The organism is Ihuprevotella massiliensis (genome assembly GCA_900095835.1).
GTDB lineage: Bacteria > Bacteroidota > Bacteroidia > Bacteroidales > Bacteroidaceae > Alloprevotella > Alloprevotella massiliensis.
In genome coordinates this window covers 778,097-793,277 of record LT608321.1, presented here as the reverse complement: position 1 = coordinate 793,277, position 15,181 = coordinate 778,097, and the positions used below count along the sequence as shown (strand labels likewise).

Annotated in this window: 11 protein-coding genes and 1 pseudogene; 8 read left to right on the top strand and 4 right to left on the bottom strand. The window is 49.4% G+C overall.

Annotation, left to right across the window (positions count from 1 at the left end; all coding sequences use genetic code 11):
* Positions 1-140: 140 nt before the first annotated feature.
* Positions 141-1,388 (top strand): DUF1015 domain-containing protein, encoded by a 1,248-nt coding sequence (locus BQ2633_RS03390; protein WP_075565098.1) that lies wholly within the window; start codon positions 141-143, stop codon positions 1,386-1,388.
* A gap of 934 nt (positions 1,389-2,322) precedes the next feature.
* On the opposite strand, the gene BQ2633_RS03385 is transcribed toward BQ2633_RS03390, so the two are convergent.
* From BQ2633_RS03385 to BQ2633_RS03375, 3 genes are read right to left on the bottom strand one after another with little or no spacing between them, the layout of a single operon-like run.
* Entirely contained in the window at positions 2,323-2,811 is a 489-nt protein-coding gene (locus tag BQ2633_RS03385) for a lipocalin-like domain-containing protein (RefSeq protein WP_075565097.1), read from the bottom strand.
* Positions 2,812-2,853: 42 nt separating this feature from the next.
* Positions 2,854-4,362 carry a capsule assembly Wzi family protein gene (locus BQ2633_RS03380; RefSeq protein WP_075565095.1) on the bottom strand — a complete coding sequence of 503 codons (1,509 nt, stop codon included), beginning with the start codon at positions 4,360-4,362 and terminating at the stop codon, positions 2,854-2,856.
* A gap of 35 nt (positions 4,363-4,397) precedes the next feature.
* A complete protein-coding gene (locus BQ2633_RS03375; protein ID WP_075565093.1) occupies positions 4,398-5,408 on the bottom strand; it encodes a YegS/Rv2252/BmrU family lipid kinase in 1,011 nt (336 codons plus the stop codon).
* Positions 5,409-5,668: 260 nt separating this feature from the next.
* On the opposite strand from BQ2633_RS03375, the gene spt reads away from it, so the two are divergent.
* The 7 genes and pseudogenes from spt (at position 5,669) to BQ2633_RS03340 (ending at position 13,842) form a co-directional block, all read left to right on the top strand.
* Entirely contained in the window at positions 5,669-6,856 is a 1,188-nt protein-coding gene (spt, locus tag BQ2633_RS03365) for a serine palmitoyltransferase (RefSeq protein WP_075565089.1), read from the top strand.
* Positions 6,857-7,371: 515 nt separating this feature from the next.
* A complete protein-coding gene (locus BQ2633_RS03360; protein WP_075565087.1) occupies positions 7,372-9,393 on the top strand; it encodes a transketolase family protein in 2,022 nt (673 codons plus the stop codon).
* A 21-nt stretch (positions 9,394-9,414) separates the two neighbouring features.
* Positions 9,415-9,591 (top strand): hypothetical protein, encoded by a 177-nt coding sequence (locus tag BQ2633_RS11435; RefSeq protein WP_176720085.1) that lies wholly within the window; start codon positions 9,415-9,417, stop codon positions 9,589-9,591.
* Positions 9,588-10,025 (top strand): ribose 5-phosphate isomerase B, encoded by a 438-nt coding sequence (gene rpiB, locus BQ2633_RS03355; protein ID WP_075565085.1) that lies wholly within the window; start codon positions 9,588-9,590, stop codon positions 10,023-10,025. The genes BQ2633_RS11435 and rpiB overlap by 4 nt, the downstream gene beginning before the upstream one ends.
* Positions 10,026-10,162: 137 nt before the next feature.
* A pseudogene (locus BQ2633_RS03350) lies at positions 10,163-10,444 on the top strand (HU family DNA-binding protein); the annotation flags it as partial.
* Positions 10,445-10,879: 435 nt separating this feature from the next.
* Positions 10,880-12,460: an Rne/Rng family ribonuclease gene (locus BQ2633_RS03345; protein ID WP_075567159.1), complete on the top strand. Its 1,581-nt coding sequence runs from the start codon at positions 10,880-10,882 to the stop codon at positions 12,458-12,460.
* Positions 12,461-12,648: 188 nt separating this feature from the next.
* Positions 12,649-13,842, top strand: a complete 1,194-nt coding sequence (locus BQ2633_RS03340) for a n-acyl-d-glucosamine 2-epimerase (protein ID WP_428829838.1) — start codon at positions 12,649-12,651, stop codon at positions 13,840-13,842.
* Positions 13,843-14,032: 190 nt separating this feature from the next.
* Here the strand turns inward: BQ2633_RS03340 and recA are convergent, their stop codons facing one another.
* Positions 14,033-15,109, bottom strand: a complete 1,077-nt coding sequence (gene recA / locus BQ2633_RS03335; protein WP_075565080.1) for a recombinase RecA — start codon at positions 15,107-15,109, stop codon at positions 14,033-14,035.
* Positions 15,110-15,181 lie beyond the last annotated feature (72 nt).

The following is a 15,181-nucleotide window of genomic DNA, read 5'->3' as shown; positions in this document are numbered from 1 at the left end:
GTGCTCGCGCCCTCTCTATTCCGCAGACAGCCCAAGTGTGACGACTGCTAGGGAATCGCGCACGCAAACCCTGAAAACAACAAGTTGCTCGATAGAGCATTCGACAACATAACCTAACTTTTTCCTTAATTCTTACCATTATGCCCAGAGTTAAACCTTTCCGTGGGCTACGCCCCCCCTCACATCTTGCCGCTCAAGTGAGCAGCCGACCTTATGATGTGCTCAATTCTGCAGAAGCGCGTGAAGAATGTTGTGGCAATGAAAAATCACTCTACCACATCATTCGTCCTGAAATCAACTTTCCAGAGGGAACGGATGAGCACGACTCACGTGTTTATTCCGAAGCTCAGCGACAACTCGCCCATTTCATAGAACAAGGTTGGCTGGTGCAGGATCAAAAGTCTTGCTATTATCTCTATGCCCAAACGATGAACGGGCACACCCAATACGGCATCGTGCTCACCGCTCATGTTGACGACTACAACAATGGTCTCATCAAAAAGCACGAACTCACCCGTCGCGACAAGGAAGATGACCGCATGAAGCATCTCTTCGCCACCAATGCCCACATAGGTTCTGCTTTTCTTGCTTTCAAACACAACCCCATTTTGGTGCGACTCATCGACCGCATTGCTCAAGGTCAGCCCGAATTTGATTTCGTAGCCGATGTCGATGGCTTCCGCCACACCTTGTGGGTCATTGACGACACCGACGACATCGCCACCATCACTCGTGAGTTTGGCGCTATGGACGCCCTTTATATTGCTGACGGACACCATCGCTCTGCCGCTGCTGCGAGAGTTGGCGTAGAAAGAGCCGCTGCCAATCCCAACCATCAGGGAGACGAAGAATACAACTACTATCTTGCGGTTTGCTTCCCAGCCGATCAGCTCACCATCTTAGACTACAATCGCGTGGTTGCCGACCTGAATGGAATGAGCGATGAGGCATTTTTGGCAGCTTTGCAAGAAGATTTTGAAGTGACCGAACAGGGCACCGAGCCTTATGCTCCACAGCAACCTCATCAATTCTCGCTCTATCTCAACCACAAGTGGTATTCTCTCGATGCGCGTCCCGGCACTTTCGATCCCACAGATCCTATTGGTGTGCTTGATGTCGACATTTCTTCTCGACTGATTTTGGATAAACTGTTAGGGATTACCGACCTTCGCAGTTCTAAGCGTGTGGACTTCGTGGGTGGACTTCGCGGTCTCACGGAACTCCAACACCGAGTGGACAGCGGAGAAATGAAAGCCGCCCTTGCCCTCTATCCGGTGACTATGAATCAAGTGATGCGCATTGCAGACACGGGTAACATCATGCCCCCAAAAGCCACTTGGTTCGAACCCAAGCTTCGTAGTGGAGTCGTGATTCATCTTATGGAATAAGCATTCCTACTGAGCCCTTTTCGGCACAGTGCGTGGGCACTTCTATCCGCTTTATTCGCTAGTTCCTGCCATTTGTGCTTCGCAAGGTGGCTCATGGCTTGACCCTTCCCATATTGCTTTCGGTCTGAGTCCTGGTTTATTCCAAATGTGGCGTGCTCTCCTGTTGAGAACACGCCACATTCATTTTATTGTCTTGCCCAGCACAATGGACTTTCCGCTCAAGGAGGTGCCCCTCCTGCGCACGGCTTGTCCCACGCTTCGGCGCAGGAAAAAGCCTGTCGGCTCTGGTGCCTTGACAGCATCGAAAAAAAGTTGAGCCGAGCTAGCAGAATAACTGTCCTCTCGTCTGCGTTCTTCGCCCAAGTGCAGAAGCGCCCAAGGGATACACGCTTCGTTACAAAGTGGGGGACATCATGGCAAAAGAAAACTTTACACTTTGAACCCTAGAATTTAACACGGTTCTGCGTCACTTCTGAGTTTTGTTGGGGAATAGGCGCAAGGGCAAAGCGATGGTAAAAACAAATCCTCGCACGAAATTATGGTTTCGCGCGAGGATTTCTTATTTATCTCCGACGTTTATGGAAAAATCTCCCATGTTTTTTGGAAAACCTCCCACGTTTTAGAGAAAATCTCCCACGTTTTTTGAGACATCTCCGACGTTTTAGTTCCTTGGTTCGGACGAAATTGGGTGAACTTCCTGTGTTATCCCCGATAAAGTGAGAGAAAATCGCAGAAGCAATTAGGCAAAGCGAAAAAAACTGCCTTGATGAGCATCGTGTGTGCTTCAAAAACAGCGTCATTTCGCCTAGTTTTAAGAAAACTCCTTCAAAAAAGCAGTCCTTGCCTTAACATTTCAGCTGCTCGACAACGGAGATTTTAGCTAGGATTTTCAGCCCATCTATGAGGACTGACTGTGATTTGCCCATCGAAGTATCTAGAATTTCCGGAAGACCAGGCGATGATGATCAGTGGTGAGCGTCATTTCTTCGTCCGTGAGGAGCAGGACGCGATAGCGCATGGGAAATTCGGTGATACCATAGGCTGTGAGGTCAGCTTTATGAGTGGAGTCGATGAGGATGTCTTGCTGATAATCGCGATTCATCAAGTAACCTTTCGTGAGAATAAGGCTATCACCTTGGTGGGAAAAACGCGCTACTACGCCACCAGAATACTGCACCTCCGTGATGGGAGAATGGGTGAGAGATTTCAATTGCAGGAGGTCGAGTTGAAAACTCCAGTAGGTGCCTTCGTGACGCACAGACGTTCCGTTAAGCTCCATCAGTTGCCAATGACCGTCTAGTTTGCCGTTGCGAGGAAGTTTGTCGCAACTCACCAGGGAGCATGTAAGAAATAGCATCAGCATCAAACCTATGGAACGGGAAGAGCGTAGCAAGAAAGTGGTGAAATGTCTGAGAGAAATCATAGAAGTTGGGAAAGCGAGGTGAACGATGTCGTTTTTTCCTGTTTAATTACCAAACAGTCTAATGCCTAAAGAGAGCATAAAGCCTAAGCGATTGCCCAGTCTTTCGCCAAAGTCTGCGCCGATGGCAGCAGTGGCGTAGCAGCGACCACGGAGTTTGCCGTGCGTGAAGCTACCGCCTTCCCAGCGCACTTCGGCAAGCAGCGAATGTTGGTGTTGGAGGTCATCGAAAGGCAAAGCATAAGTGCCCCAACTCTTCAGATGCGTATAGAGCAAACGATAGCGCAGGTGGGAGAAGGGCTGTCCGGCAATACCGATGTGCTCAGCGCGGAAGCGATTGGCAGGGAAGGCTAAACTCTTATTTCCATCATATAGTGGAGAGGCAAAGAGCGCGTTTCCCATCGCCATGCCATAGTGTTGCCAACCAGCATACAGACCATGGTTGTAGTAATTGTCCACACCACTCACTTGATCCGGGATTTCTCGGGTATGATCGTGATAGACAGGTCCACTTTGGTAGTCCATTCTCGTGACTTCGCCCACCAATTTCTCCACCCATCGATTGCGTGGGAAATGGATTTCGAGTCCTAAGAGTCCATCTAACCACCCATATTCGTCGAAGGCTTGACTGTCGTCTTCAAAATAGTGGTCGTAGTAGAGGCGCGCTTGCCATTCTCCTTGTCCACGATAGCGCAGAGCAGCGCGCCAAGCGCCAATCGTGTTGCCCGAGGCGTTGGCATATCCTTCGCCATCGGTGGGGTCGCCTCCGCCTTTTCCCACAAAAGCGTAGAGATATTCGGCAGCACCTTCCGACATTTTCAGGGGAGCGGAGTTGTAATGGTAAATGGTTCCCCCAAAGGTATTTGCCATTTCTAGTCCTCCGATGAATTCCCATGGAGAAACGTCCGTGCCGATGCGCAGATAGCCGGCTTTTTCGTGATATTTCACACCAGTGGCAAAGCGTCCGCCCACGGGGACCATGCGACGCTCTTGCCAATCTCCGTCTTGCAACCAGCCATAAGCCAGATGTCCACGCAGGGCAAAGGCACTGTGCGCACCCCCGATGCGCCACCAGCGCGGCACTTGCCAAGAGAGAGTGAGGGGCTGCATGGCATTGCGGCCAAGCGCAAAGGCACCAGTAGACAATTCTGCGTTATTGAGTGGAGTGTCGTGAGCACGTGTGCCAAAGGCAAAGCGCGATGCACCCTTATCCACAGCGAGAAGCACGTCTTGAGCGCGCACATTGTTGTCTAAATCGCTGTTGGTGGTGAGGGTGGCTCCGTAGCGCAGGCTCCAGCCGCTACCCAATGGTCGAGGGCAATCGTAGACACCTATCAGGAGAGTGGGGTGGTGTCCTTCCACACTTAAAGTGCCCCATCGGTTAGCTGTGAACCAATAGGGCTGAAAGTCTCCTCCGCCGGCTGTGGCAATGCCTTCGATTTGCACCATCATGGATGAATCCGGGAGCTCTGGACGCTCAAAATTTTGGGCGGCTGCACTCGCGAAGGCTGTAGAAAACAACAGAGAGAGTGAAAAGAAGCGATTAAATGTCATAAAGCAAGGGACATCAGAGGGAAAAAACTGTGCTTCTAGAACGTGTCAAAGAGAGAGTTGATATGATTGCGCAAGTTGATCATCTGTTTTTGGAAAGGTTCAAGCGTGCGCAGCAACATATTGGATTGCACCGACGAGGTGGGAGGTGTGACCAAGGCTTTTTCGTTGATAATCGCGCGAAGTCCAGCTGGCACCAGTTCGACGGTGATGCGCGCAGTAGTGTCATACGGGTCGCCATCGCAGTGTGCTGGACCCGCTGAAGTGCGTTCGATGCAGAGACGTTTGGTGCGATAGGTCTTCACGTGGGAGTTATTGGGCAGTGTGCGCTGGAAAAGCTGCATCGCCACAATGGGTGCTTCCAAAATGCTGAAAGGTTGGAGCACGATGACGTCCAGCAATCCATCTTTCATCGACGCATCGGGTGCAATGTAAGCATTGTTTCCATATTGCGAGGCATTGGCGCAGGCAATTAAGAACGCGTCAATTTCTTGCATTTCTCCTTCTTCTTCTCCGCCAATGTAGATGCGATAGGTTTCGGGCTTGTAGCGCAGGCCATCGACGAGTGTTTTTTCGAGATAAGTTTTCAGACCTCGAGAACCAGCCTCCGCAAATTTCAGGCTGATGAAGGCGTCGAATCCCACACCGCAGGTGCAGAAGAAGGGCTTGTCATTGATTAGACCATAGTCCAACTCGGTCACCACGTTGGCGTTGATGATATCAAGTGCTTTTTCTATGTCCATGGGGATGAGCAGATGTCGCGCCAGTCCGTTGCCACTGCCTGAGGGTACAATGGCAAGCGCCGTGTTGGTGTGCACCAAAGAGCGTGCCACCTCGTTGACTGTGCCGTCTCCTCCCACAGCTACCACGATGTCCACCCCATCTTCAGCGGCTTGTCGGGCGATTTCCACGGCATGCCCTGCATATTCCGTATAACGAAACTCTACAGAAAACCGTTGAGCATCAATGCGTCTTTCGATAGCCTTGATGATTTTTCCTTTGCGGCTCGTGCCAGAAATGGGGTTGATGATAAAAAGTAAGCGCTGCATTATAGAAAACGGAGTTGATATGGTTGCAAAGATACTCTAAACTTTGTGTTTACCGCCAGAAACCGGCATGAAAAACCGCGAAAAGGCATTTTTTTGCCCAAAAACTGCACACTTCTTAGGATAAATGTGTAACTTTGCAAGCCAAAGAAACAAAAGAAATAGGACGGAAATGCCCGAAAGAGTGGTCAGCGTCGCGCCAGTTATAACGCGCATCGCCATCTTTTCGTCCACCTTTTTAGCATTCCACTATAAAAAAACCAATGGATATTCTTCACGAACGCTTATCTAAGTTCACTCTCCCCGATGAGGTGAGAAAGCAAGGTCTTTACCCCTACTTCCGAGAAATTGAAGGTAAACAAGGCACTGAAGTTGAAATGGACGGACATCACGTCATCATGCTCGGGTCGAACGCTTACACAGGTTTAACAGGTGATGAACGTGTCATCGAAGCTGGCGTAGAAGCTATGCGCCGCTATGGTGCCGGTTGTGCCGGTAGCCGCTTCCTTAATGGAACGCTCGACCTCCACGTTCAGTTGGAAAAGGAACTTGCTGAGTTTGTGGGTAAAGATGAAACGCTTTGCTTCTCCACAGGATTCACGGTCAATAGTGGTGTGATTCCCGCTCTTCTTGGACCCCACGACTATGTGATTTGCGATGATCGCGATCATGCTTCAATCGTTGACGGACGCCGCCTTTCTATGGCCAAACAGTTGCGCTATAAGCACAATGATATGGAAGATCTAGAGCGCAAGCTCCAGAAGTGTGAGCCCAACTCTGTGAAACTCATCATCGTGGATGGCGTTTTCTCTATGGAAGGTGACCTTTGCGATTTGCCCAAAATCATTGAACTCAAAAAGAAGTATGGCGCCACTGTAATGGTGGATGAGGCTCACGGTATCGGTGTCTTCGGTCGCCAAGGTCGTGGTGTCTGCGATCACTTCGGACTCACCGACGAGGTAGACCTCATCATGGGTACTTTCTCTAAGAGTCTTGCTTCTATTGGTGGCTTCATTGCTGCTGATAGCACCATCATCGACTATCTCCGCCACACCGCACGCACCTATATCTTCTCTGCTTCTAACACGCCAGCCGCAACGGCTTCTGCACTCGAAGCATTGCGCATCTTGAAGAGCGAACCCGAGCGTCTGGAAGCACTTTGGGAAGTGACGAACTATGCGCTGAAACGTTTCAAAGAAGAAGGTTTTGAAATTGGCGACACAGAGAGTCCTATCATTCCGCTCTATGTGCGTGACCTCGAAAAGACATTTGCTGCCACTGCTATGGCATTTGAGGCAGGAGTCTTCATCAACCCGGTTGTGCCACCTGCTTGTCACCCTACAGATACGCTTGTGCGCATCGCCCTTATGGCGAATCACACACACGAACAAGTGGACCGCGCTGTAGAAGCGCTTGTGGGTGTGTTCCGCAAGTTGGAAATCATCAAATAAATCTTCGATCTCGAAGCGGAGAAAACCGTCGCTATAGTCCCAAATGTTGTCTAAAGCCGGCAAAGGACTTAGATACAGCCTTCTCGCTTCCTTGAAGTTTCCCCGATATTTCATCGCTCTCGTCCTCTCTTTGGAGATAGGCGAGAGCGATGTTTTTGTTGGTCTTGGCAAGTTGTCCTTAAGCGTGTACGACAATGGTGCAAGCATGAATTACGCTTGAAGCAAGGATGAAACAAGCAGTTGTGTTACAACGATGCACGCAAGGTTAGTAGCGAATTTGCGCAGTCGGAACATGCAAAACACTCTCGTTTTGTAAGTCGCCTTTGCAATTACGGCTTTTTTATTTGTTGCAATGCCCAAAAAATCGTACATTTGCCCCTAGATAAGGGCAATCATCGGTTATATTCTGCGTGTGCTTTATGGATAATGCGTGCGTTGAGTCAAACCTTGGTGTCCCATAAACCAATATATCTCCAACATCTCATCGAGCTTCGCATAGCAGTTTTTCGATTCTCATGGAAAATCCCACCCATCTCCTCAATCTCGCAGCCGACAATATTCGCACCCTAGCCGTTAGCATGGTAGAACGTGCCAAATCTGGACACCCTGGTGGTGCCATGGGCGGTGCAGACTTTATCAATGTCCTCTTCAGCGAATTTCTGACTTTCGACCCTGAACGCCCAACTTGGGAGTGTCGCGACAGATTCTTCTTGGATCCAGGACACATGTCGCCCATGCTTTATGCACAACTTGCGCTCATCGGTCGCTATTCTATTGAAGAACTCATGTCGTTCCGTCAATGGGGCTCTGCCACTCCTGGACACCCTGAGGTGAACTTTGAACGTGGTATTGAGAATACTAGCGGTCCGCTCGGACAAGGTCACACCTTCGCTGTTGGTGCTGCTATCGCAGCTAAGGCACTCTATGCGCGTACGGGCAACAAGGGATTCCAGAAGGAACGTATCTATGCTTTCATCTCCGATGGAGGGGTGCAAGAGGAAATCTCACAAGGTGCAGGCCGTTTAGCTGGTCACCTCGGCTTGGATAACCTCATCATGTTCTTTGATGCCAACGAAATTCAGCTCTCTACTCCTACTGCAGATGTGATTTCTGAAGATACTGCGATGAAATATCGCGCTTGGAACTGGAATGTGCTCGAAATCGATGGTAATGATCCCGAACAAATCCGTCAAGCTCTCCGCGCTGCTAACGAAGAAGATGCACGTCCTACCCTGATCATCGGACACACCGTAATGGGTAAGGGATGCCGCCAAGCTGATGGTAGCAGCTATGAACGCGACTGTCGCACGCACGGTGCACCTCTCGGTGGTGATGCCTATGTGAACACGGTGCGCAACCTTGGCGCTGATCCTGAAAATCCCTTCGTGATTCGTCCTGAAGTGGCAGAACTTTATGCCAAGCGTAAGGAAGAACTCAAAGCTATCGTGGCAGAACGCTACGCAGAAGAAAAGGCTTGGGCTGCTGAAAATCCCGAAAAAGCGAAGCTCTTGGCGGATTGGTGGGCACAACGCTTGCCAGAGATGCCTTGGAAAGAATTGCAACAAAAGAGCAATGGTCCCACTCGTAATGCTTCGGCTGAGTGCTTGGCTATGCTTTCTGAGCACATGGGCAACATGATTGTGTCATCTGCCGACTTGTGCAACTCTGATAAGACCGATGGTTTCTTGCGTCACACCACAGAAATCAAGCGCGACGACTTCTCCGGTGGTTTCCTTCAAGCCGGTGTGAGCGAACTCACCATGGCTTGCGTCTGCATCGGTATTGCACTCCACGGAGGTATGCAAACGGCTATGGGTACATTCTTTGTCTTCTCTGACTACATGAAGCCCGCTATCCGTATGGCTGCTTTGATGGAACTTCCTGTGAAGTTTGTGTGGAGTCACGACGCCTTCCGCGTTGGCGAAGACGGTCCTACCCACGAACCTGTGGAACAAGAAGCCCAAATCCGCTTGATGGAGAAACTCCAAAACCATTCTGGTCGCGATTCTGTGCGTGTATTGCGTCCTGCCGACGTACATGAGACTACAGTTTGCTGGCAAATGGCGATGGAAAACTTGGATACGCCCACTGCACTCATCCTCAGCCGCCAAAATGTCAAGGACTTGCCCGAAGGCACCAACTACGAAGGTGCACGTCGCGGAGCTTACACCGTGATTCGCGAAGAGAACCCAGATGTCATCCTCATTGCTAGCGGTTCGGAAGTATCTACTTTGGTGGCTGCTCGCGAACTTCTCCTTGCAGAAGGCATTCGTGCCAACGTGGTGAGCTGTCCTTCTGAACAATTATTCCGTCACCAAGATGAGGCTTATCGCGAAAGCGTAATCCCTGTAGCTGCAAAGAAATTCTTCCTCACCGCAGGTCTTCCCGTGGTCTTCGAAACACTCTGTGCTGGCAACGGTCATATCTATGGTTTGAATCACTTCGGTCATAGTGCGCCTTTCACCGTGCTTGACGAGAAATTTGGTTTCACCCCCGAAAACATCTTCGGTGAAGTGAAGCAATATCTTGCACGATAACGTCACCAAGCACGAGCGGAAATGACCGGACTTCTCAATAGAGTGGCTGGCATTTCCGCTCGTTGCTTTGTGTTTGTGACCTCTTTCAGCGCAAAGTTGCAAACTTTGGCGCAATTTCTCCTCATGACGCTCTGCCATCGTGCAGAAGCGTTCAAAGAATTATTGACAACAACACGATATCATCCCTTACCTCAATGAATAAAATTGGTTTGGCCTCAGATCATGCAGGCTTTGAACTCAAGACTTTTGTGAAGCAATATCTCGATGAACACAACATCGAATACGTAGACTACGGCACTGACAGCGAGGCATCTTGCGATTATCCTGATTATGCGCACGCGTTGGCAGCAGGTTTGGCAAATGGCGAGTGCACTCGTGGCATCGCAGTGTGTGGCAGTGGCGAAGGTATCTCCATGAGTCTCAACAAGCACCAACATGTCCGCGCAGCTTTGGTATGGATGCCCGAGATTGCTCACATGACGCGTTTGCATAATGATGCAAATGTATTGGTGATGCCAGGTCGCTACATCGACACTCAGACGGCTTCTGCTATCATGGACGAATTCCTTAACACAGCTTTTGAAGGTGGTCGCCACGAAGCCCGTGTTGCCAAGATTGCGGTGCCTAAATAGTGGATATTTCGACGAATATGTAGTGAAAAGTATGGGTGTACGACAAAAAAGTTTGTCGGAACTTGGTATAATCCACTGAAAATTATTAACTTTGCACTCAATTTGAACTATAGCCCTCAACAACAACTCAAAACAAGGAACAGATGACCAAAGCAGACATCGTAAGGGAGATTGCCAAAAAGACTGGCATTGAGAACGCAACTGTGCTTGCTTCCGTAGAAGCATTCATGGAAACGGTGAAGGAGTCGCTCGCGAAAGAAGAAAACGTATATCTGCGTGGATTCGGCAGCTTCATCCTCAAGAAGCGTGCAGCAAAAACAGCTCGCAACATTTCAAAGAATACGACTCTCATCATTCCCGAACACAACATTCCTGCATTTAAGCCTGCCAAGACTTTTGCAGAGATGATTAAGAAATAATGCAACGCTGTGAGTGGACTGCGAGATGCCCTGTGTTTCTCGTATTCCATAGCGATTTAATGACTTTCTTTCGAGGAGGTCTTTATCTCTCTCACAACGCTCTCTCGTATATTCATTAACTAGTTAAAATCAACCATCATGCCTAACGGAAAGAAAAAGAAGAGACATAAGATGTCTACCCACAAGCGCAAGAAGCGTCTGCGCAAGAACCGTCATAAGAGCAAGTAAGCTCTCGTCATGACGGCTGGAAAGTTAAAAGTCAATGTGGCTTCGCCCTGCGAAGGTGCTGGCTTTTAACTTTTCTGTTTTACTGACAACTTTGTAACTGTGGCGTGGTCCCACTCATCTCACACAACATCTTGTTGAGATGCTACTACCGTTCCGTCGGAGCGAGTAGTGCGTGGCGTCTCTGCCACACAACCACAAACCATCATCATGACTAGCGAAGTTATCGTCGATGTCCAGAAAAACGACATTTCGATTGCCCTGCTCGAAGACAAGCGTCTAGTAGAGTTTCAAAAAGAAGGACGATCGGAGCAGTTCGCTGTGGGCAACATCTACTTAGCAAAGGTCCGGAAAATCATGCCTGGACTCAATGCTTGCTTCGTGAACGTCGGATATGAACGCGATGCTTTCCTCCATTATCTCGATCTCGGAGTGAGGTATCGCCAATTTGAACATTATCTAAGTCTGATCAAGGGAGGGAAACGTAAGCCCCTTCCCCTGAATAAAGTACCTCGCCAGCCCAACACCGAAAAAGATGGGCAGATCCAGAACACGGTATCCGTAGGGCAAGAAGTACTTGTTCAGATTGTCAAAGAACCCATCTCGACCAAAGGTCCACGTCTCACGTGTGAAATCTCCTTTGCAGGCCGCTATTTGGTGCTCATCCCCTTCACCGACAAGGTGAGTGTATCCACCAAAATCAAAAGCGACGCTGAGCGCGCGCGTCTCAAACAGCTCATCCATAGCATCAAACCGAAAGGTTTCGGCGTCATCATCCGCACGGTAGCGGAAGGACGTCGCGTTGCAGAGCTTGACCAAGAGTTGCGCATCCTCGAAAGTCGCTGGGAAAGCACCATTGCTAACATACAGCAGGCTGATGCTTTGGAAAAAGCAACACTGGTTTACGAGGAAACGAGCCGCACTGTTGGACTCCTTCGAGATTTGTTCAATCCTTCTTTCTCCAGCATCCACATCAACGACAAGAATGTCTATGAAGAGGTGCGTGACTATGTCACTCTCATTGCACCAGAAGCTAAAGACATTGTGAAGCTCTATAAAGGCAACGTGCCGATTTTTGACAATTTCTCTGTGACCAAACAGATTAAATCGTCACTCGGTCGCACGGTAACGTATAAGCACGGCGCCTATATGATTATCGAGCACACAGAAGCCTTGCACGTGGTGGACATCAACTCTGGCAATCGCAGCAAGAGTGCCGAAGGACAAGAGGTCAATGCCCTGGATGTTAACCTCGGAGCAGCCGACGAACTTGCACGACAACTCCGATTGCGCGACATGGGCGGCATCATTGTCGTTGACTTCATCGACATGGCACAGCCAGAGAATCGCCAGCAGCTCTATGAGCGTATGGTGGAAAATATGAAGAAAGACCGTGCGCGTCACAACATTCTCCCACTTTCTAAGTTTGGTTTGATGCAAATCACCAGACAGCGTGTGCGTCCTGCCATGGATGTCAAAGTGGAAGAGGAGTGTCCCTCATGCGGTGGCACGGGAAAAATCAAATCCTCTTACCTCTTCACTGATGCGTTAGAGAGTAAGATTCGCATCATCACAGAAGACTTAGGCATCAAGAAGTTCCGACTTCACGTTCACCCATTCGTTGCCGCCTACATCAACCAAGGTTTCATCTCTTTGCGCCGTCGTTGGCAATTTCATTATAGCCGCGCCCTCAAGATTATCCCAGATCAAAGCCTTGCCTTCCTAGACTACAAGTTTATCGACCATAATGGTCAAGAGATAGACATGCAGGAAGAAAGAGAAAATCAATAATTGCAACGAATCGAACATTTGACTGTAGACAACATCTCAGTCCCCTTATAGCAAGATACAAAAGAGTTGGTGCACCTCACAGGGCATCAACTCTTTTTTGTGCCTTATTCCTCCGTGCTTTGTTGGTTATTCGCAGCCTTTGTTGTAACTTTGCTCTCAACAACTCCCTCACCATTTACCCCATTATGATTGATTTCTCTAAACTTGCCGAGCAATATAAGCATGAGCTCCTCGAACAAGTCATCCCCTTTTGGATGAATCATTCCATCGACACCCAATTTGGTGGTTTTCTCCACTGTCTCGAACGTGATGGCAGTGTGTTTGACACCGATAAATTTGTGTGGATGCAAGGACGAGAAGTGTGGATGCTCTCCAAACTCTACAATACGGTCCATGAACCTACGGTGTCTGCCGAAACGCGTCAGCAATGGTTGGACGCAGCTATCCAAGGTGCTGAGTTTCTCAAGAGCAAAGCGCACGATGGCAACCTGAATTTCTACTTCTCACTCGACCGTGAGGGTCATCCCCTTGTGGAGCCTTACAATATCTTCTCCTATACCTTTGCTGTCATCGCCTTCGGACAGTTGGCGCTTGCAACGGGCAACGAAGAATATGCCGACATCGCTCGTCGCACCTTTGACATCGTGCTTTCCAAAGTGGACAACCCCAAAGGTCGCTGGAACAAGGCTGCTTCTGGTGCTCGCGCTATGAAGAGTTTCGCTCTCCCCATGATTCTCTGCAACGTAGCCCTTGAGATTGAGCATCTGCTCAGTCCCGACTTCTTGCAAGAGACCATGGAGACCTGCATTCACGAGGTGATGGACGTGTTCTATCGTCCCGAACTTGGACTCATCGTAGAACATCTGAGCATGGACAACGAACTTGTGGATTGCATGGATGGTCGCCTGATGAATCCTGGTCATGCTATTGAGGCTATGTGGTTTATTATGGACTTGGGTAAGCGACTCAATCGTCCGGAACTCATCGAGAAGGCTTGTCAAATCGCCTTGGCAGAAGCCGAATATGGATGGGACAAACAGCATGGTGGTATCTTCTACTTCATGGATCGTTTGGGACGTCCTCTCCAGCAATTGGAGTGGGATCAGAAGCTCTGGTGGGTGCACATCGAAACGCTCATTACGATGCTCAAGGGTTATCAACTCACCGGCAATGAAAAGTGTCTAGCTTGGTTTGAACGCGTGCACGAATATGTGTGGTCGCACTTCACCGATGCAGAGTATGGTGGAGAGTGGTTTGGCTACCTCAATCGTCAAGGGGAAGTTCTGCTCACCCTCAAGGGCGGAAAATGGAAGGGTTGCTTCCATGTGCCCCGTGGTCTTTTGCAGTGCTGGACCATGTTAGAAGAAATCGCACAACGATAGTCACATATTCTCTTCCTCATCATGGAAGACCTTCTCCCTTTCGGACAATAACCAAACATCTGTTCAGGTTCTAATAACCGATTGAGGTGAAAAGAACAACGGAGTGTTTATCTCGTGATAAACACTCCGTTGTTGCATATAAGAGCTACTTTTCTGCTATGGTCAGCGTCATAAAAGCGCAATAGTGAGACTATTCTTCGCCAGCGTCAGTGAGATCGCCATCTGTGTCGGGATTACCTGGAGTAAGTTCAATACCCTTCATGGCAGCCACGAGCTTTTCGGTGATTTCTTCACAGAGTTCGGGGTTGTCGGTGAGCACGCGCTTCAAACCTTCGCGCCCTTGACCGAGACGAGTTTCTCCGTAGCTATACCAAGAGCCACTCTTCTTGATAATGCCATATTCGACACCGAGGTCGGCAATTTCGCCCAAGCGAGAGATACCCTTACCGAAAGCCATTTCAAATTCGCAGCGTTGGAAAGGAGGAGCCACTTTGTTCTTCACCACCTTCACACGAGTGATGGCACCAATGGGCGTTTCGCCATCCTTGATCACGCTTGCACGGCGGATGTCGAGGCGCACACTAGCATAGAACTTTAGTGCGTTACCGCCGGTAGTGGTTTCGGGATTACCAAACATCACACCGATCTTTTCGCGTAGTTGGTTGATGAAGATACAAGTGGTGTTGGTCTTCGAAATTGTTGCCGTGATTTTGCGTAAAGCCTGGCTCATCAAGCGAGCTTGTAGTCCCACCTTGTTGTCGCCCATGTCGCCTTCGATTTCTGCCTTAGGCGTGAGGGCAGCCACAGAGTCGATGACAATGATGTCGATGGCAGAAGAGCGAATCAACTGGTCGGCAATTTCCAGAGCCTGTTCACCATTGTCGGGCTGAGAGATGTAGAGATTGTCGATGTCTACCCCAAGTTCTTTGGCGTAGAAGCGGTCGAAAGCGTGTTCTGCATCGATGAAGGCTGCAATACCTCCGCGCTTTTGCGCTTCGGCAATGGCATGGATGGCAAGCGTGGTCTTACCCGAAGACTCCGGACCGTAGATTTCGATGATGCGGCCGCGAGGATAGCCACCCACTCCCAACACATGGTCGAGACTGATGGAGCCTGTAGGGATCACCTCCACATGTTCCACTTCTTGGTCGCCCATCTTCATGATAGACCCTTTACCGAAGTCTTTTTCAATTTTGGACATTGCAGCCTGCAATGCTTTGAGTTTATCCGAACTATTGTCGGAGAGTAGTATTTCCTTTTTTGCCATTATATTGAGTGAATGGGGGAATGTTTATGGGATAAATGTGATGCGTCGCGTTGACTTACTGCAAAGATACGA

What these genes read in the sequence shown, in the direction of transcription:
- BQ2633_RS03380 (WP_075565095.1), bottom strand. Translation starts at nt 4,362, where the DNA reads ATGACATTTAATCGCTTCTTTTCACTCTCTCTGTTGTTTTCTACAGCC.
- BQ2633_RS03375 (WP_075565093.1), bottom strand. Translation starts at nt 5,408, where the DNA reads ATGCAGCGCTTACTTTTTATCATCAACCCCATTTCTGGCACGAGCCGC.
- spt (WP_075565089.1), top strand. Translation starts at nt 5,669, where the DNA reads ATGGATATTCTTCACGAACGCTTATCTAAGTTCACTCTCCCCGATGAG.
- recA (WP_075565080.1), bottom strand. Translation starts at nt 15,109, where the DNA reads ATGGCAAAAAAGGAAATACTACTCTCCGACAATAGTTCGGATAAACTC.
- rpiB (WP_075565085.1), top strand. Translation starts at nt 9,588, where the DNA reads ATGAATAAAATTGGTTTGGCCTCAGATCATGCAGGCTTTGAACTCAAG.
- BQ2633_RS03390 (WP_075565098.1), top strand. Translation starts at nt 141, where the DNA reads ATGCCCAGAGTTAAACCTTTCCGTGGGCTACGCCCCCCCTCACATCTT.
- BQ2633_RS03360 (WP_075565087.1), top strand. Translation starts at nt 7,372, where the DNA reads ATGGAAAATCCCACCCATCTCCTCAATCTCGCAGCCGACAATATTCGC.
- BQ2633_RS03345 (WP_075567159.1), top strand. Translation starts at nt 10,880, where the DNA reads ATGACTAGCGAAGTTATCGTCGATGTCCAGAAAAACGACATTTCGATT.
- BQ2633_RS03385 (WP_075565097.1), bottom strand. Translation starts at nt 2,811, where the DNA reads ATGATTTCTCTCAGACATTTCACCACTTTCTTGCTACGCTCTTCCCGT.
- BQ2633_RS11435 (WP_176720085.1), top strand. Translation starts at nt 9,415, where the DNA reads ATGACCGGACTTCTCAATAGAGTGGCTGGCATTTCCGCTCGTTGCTTT.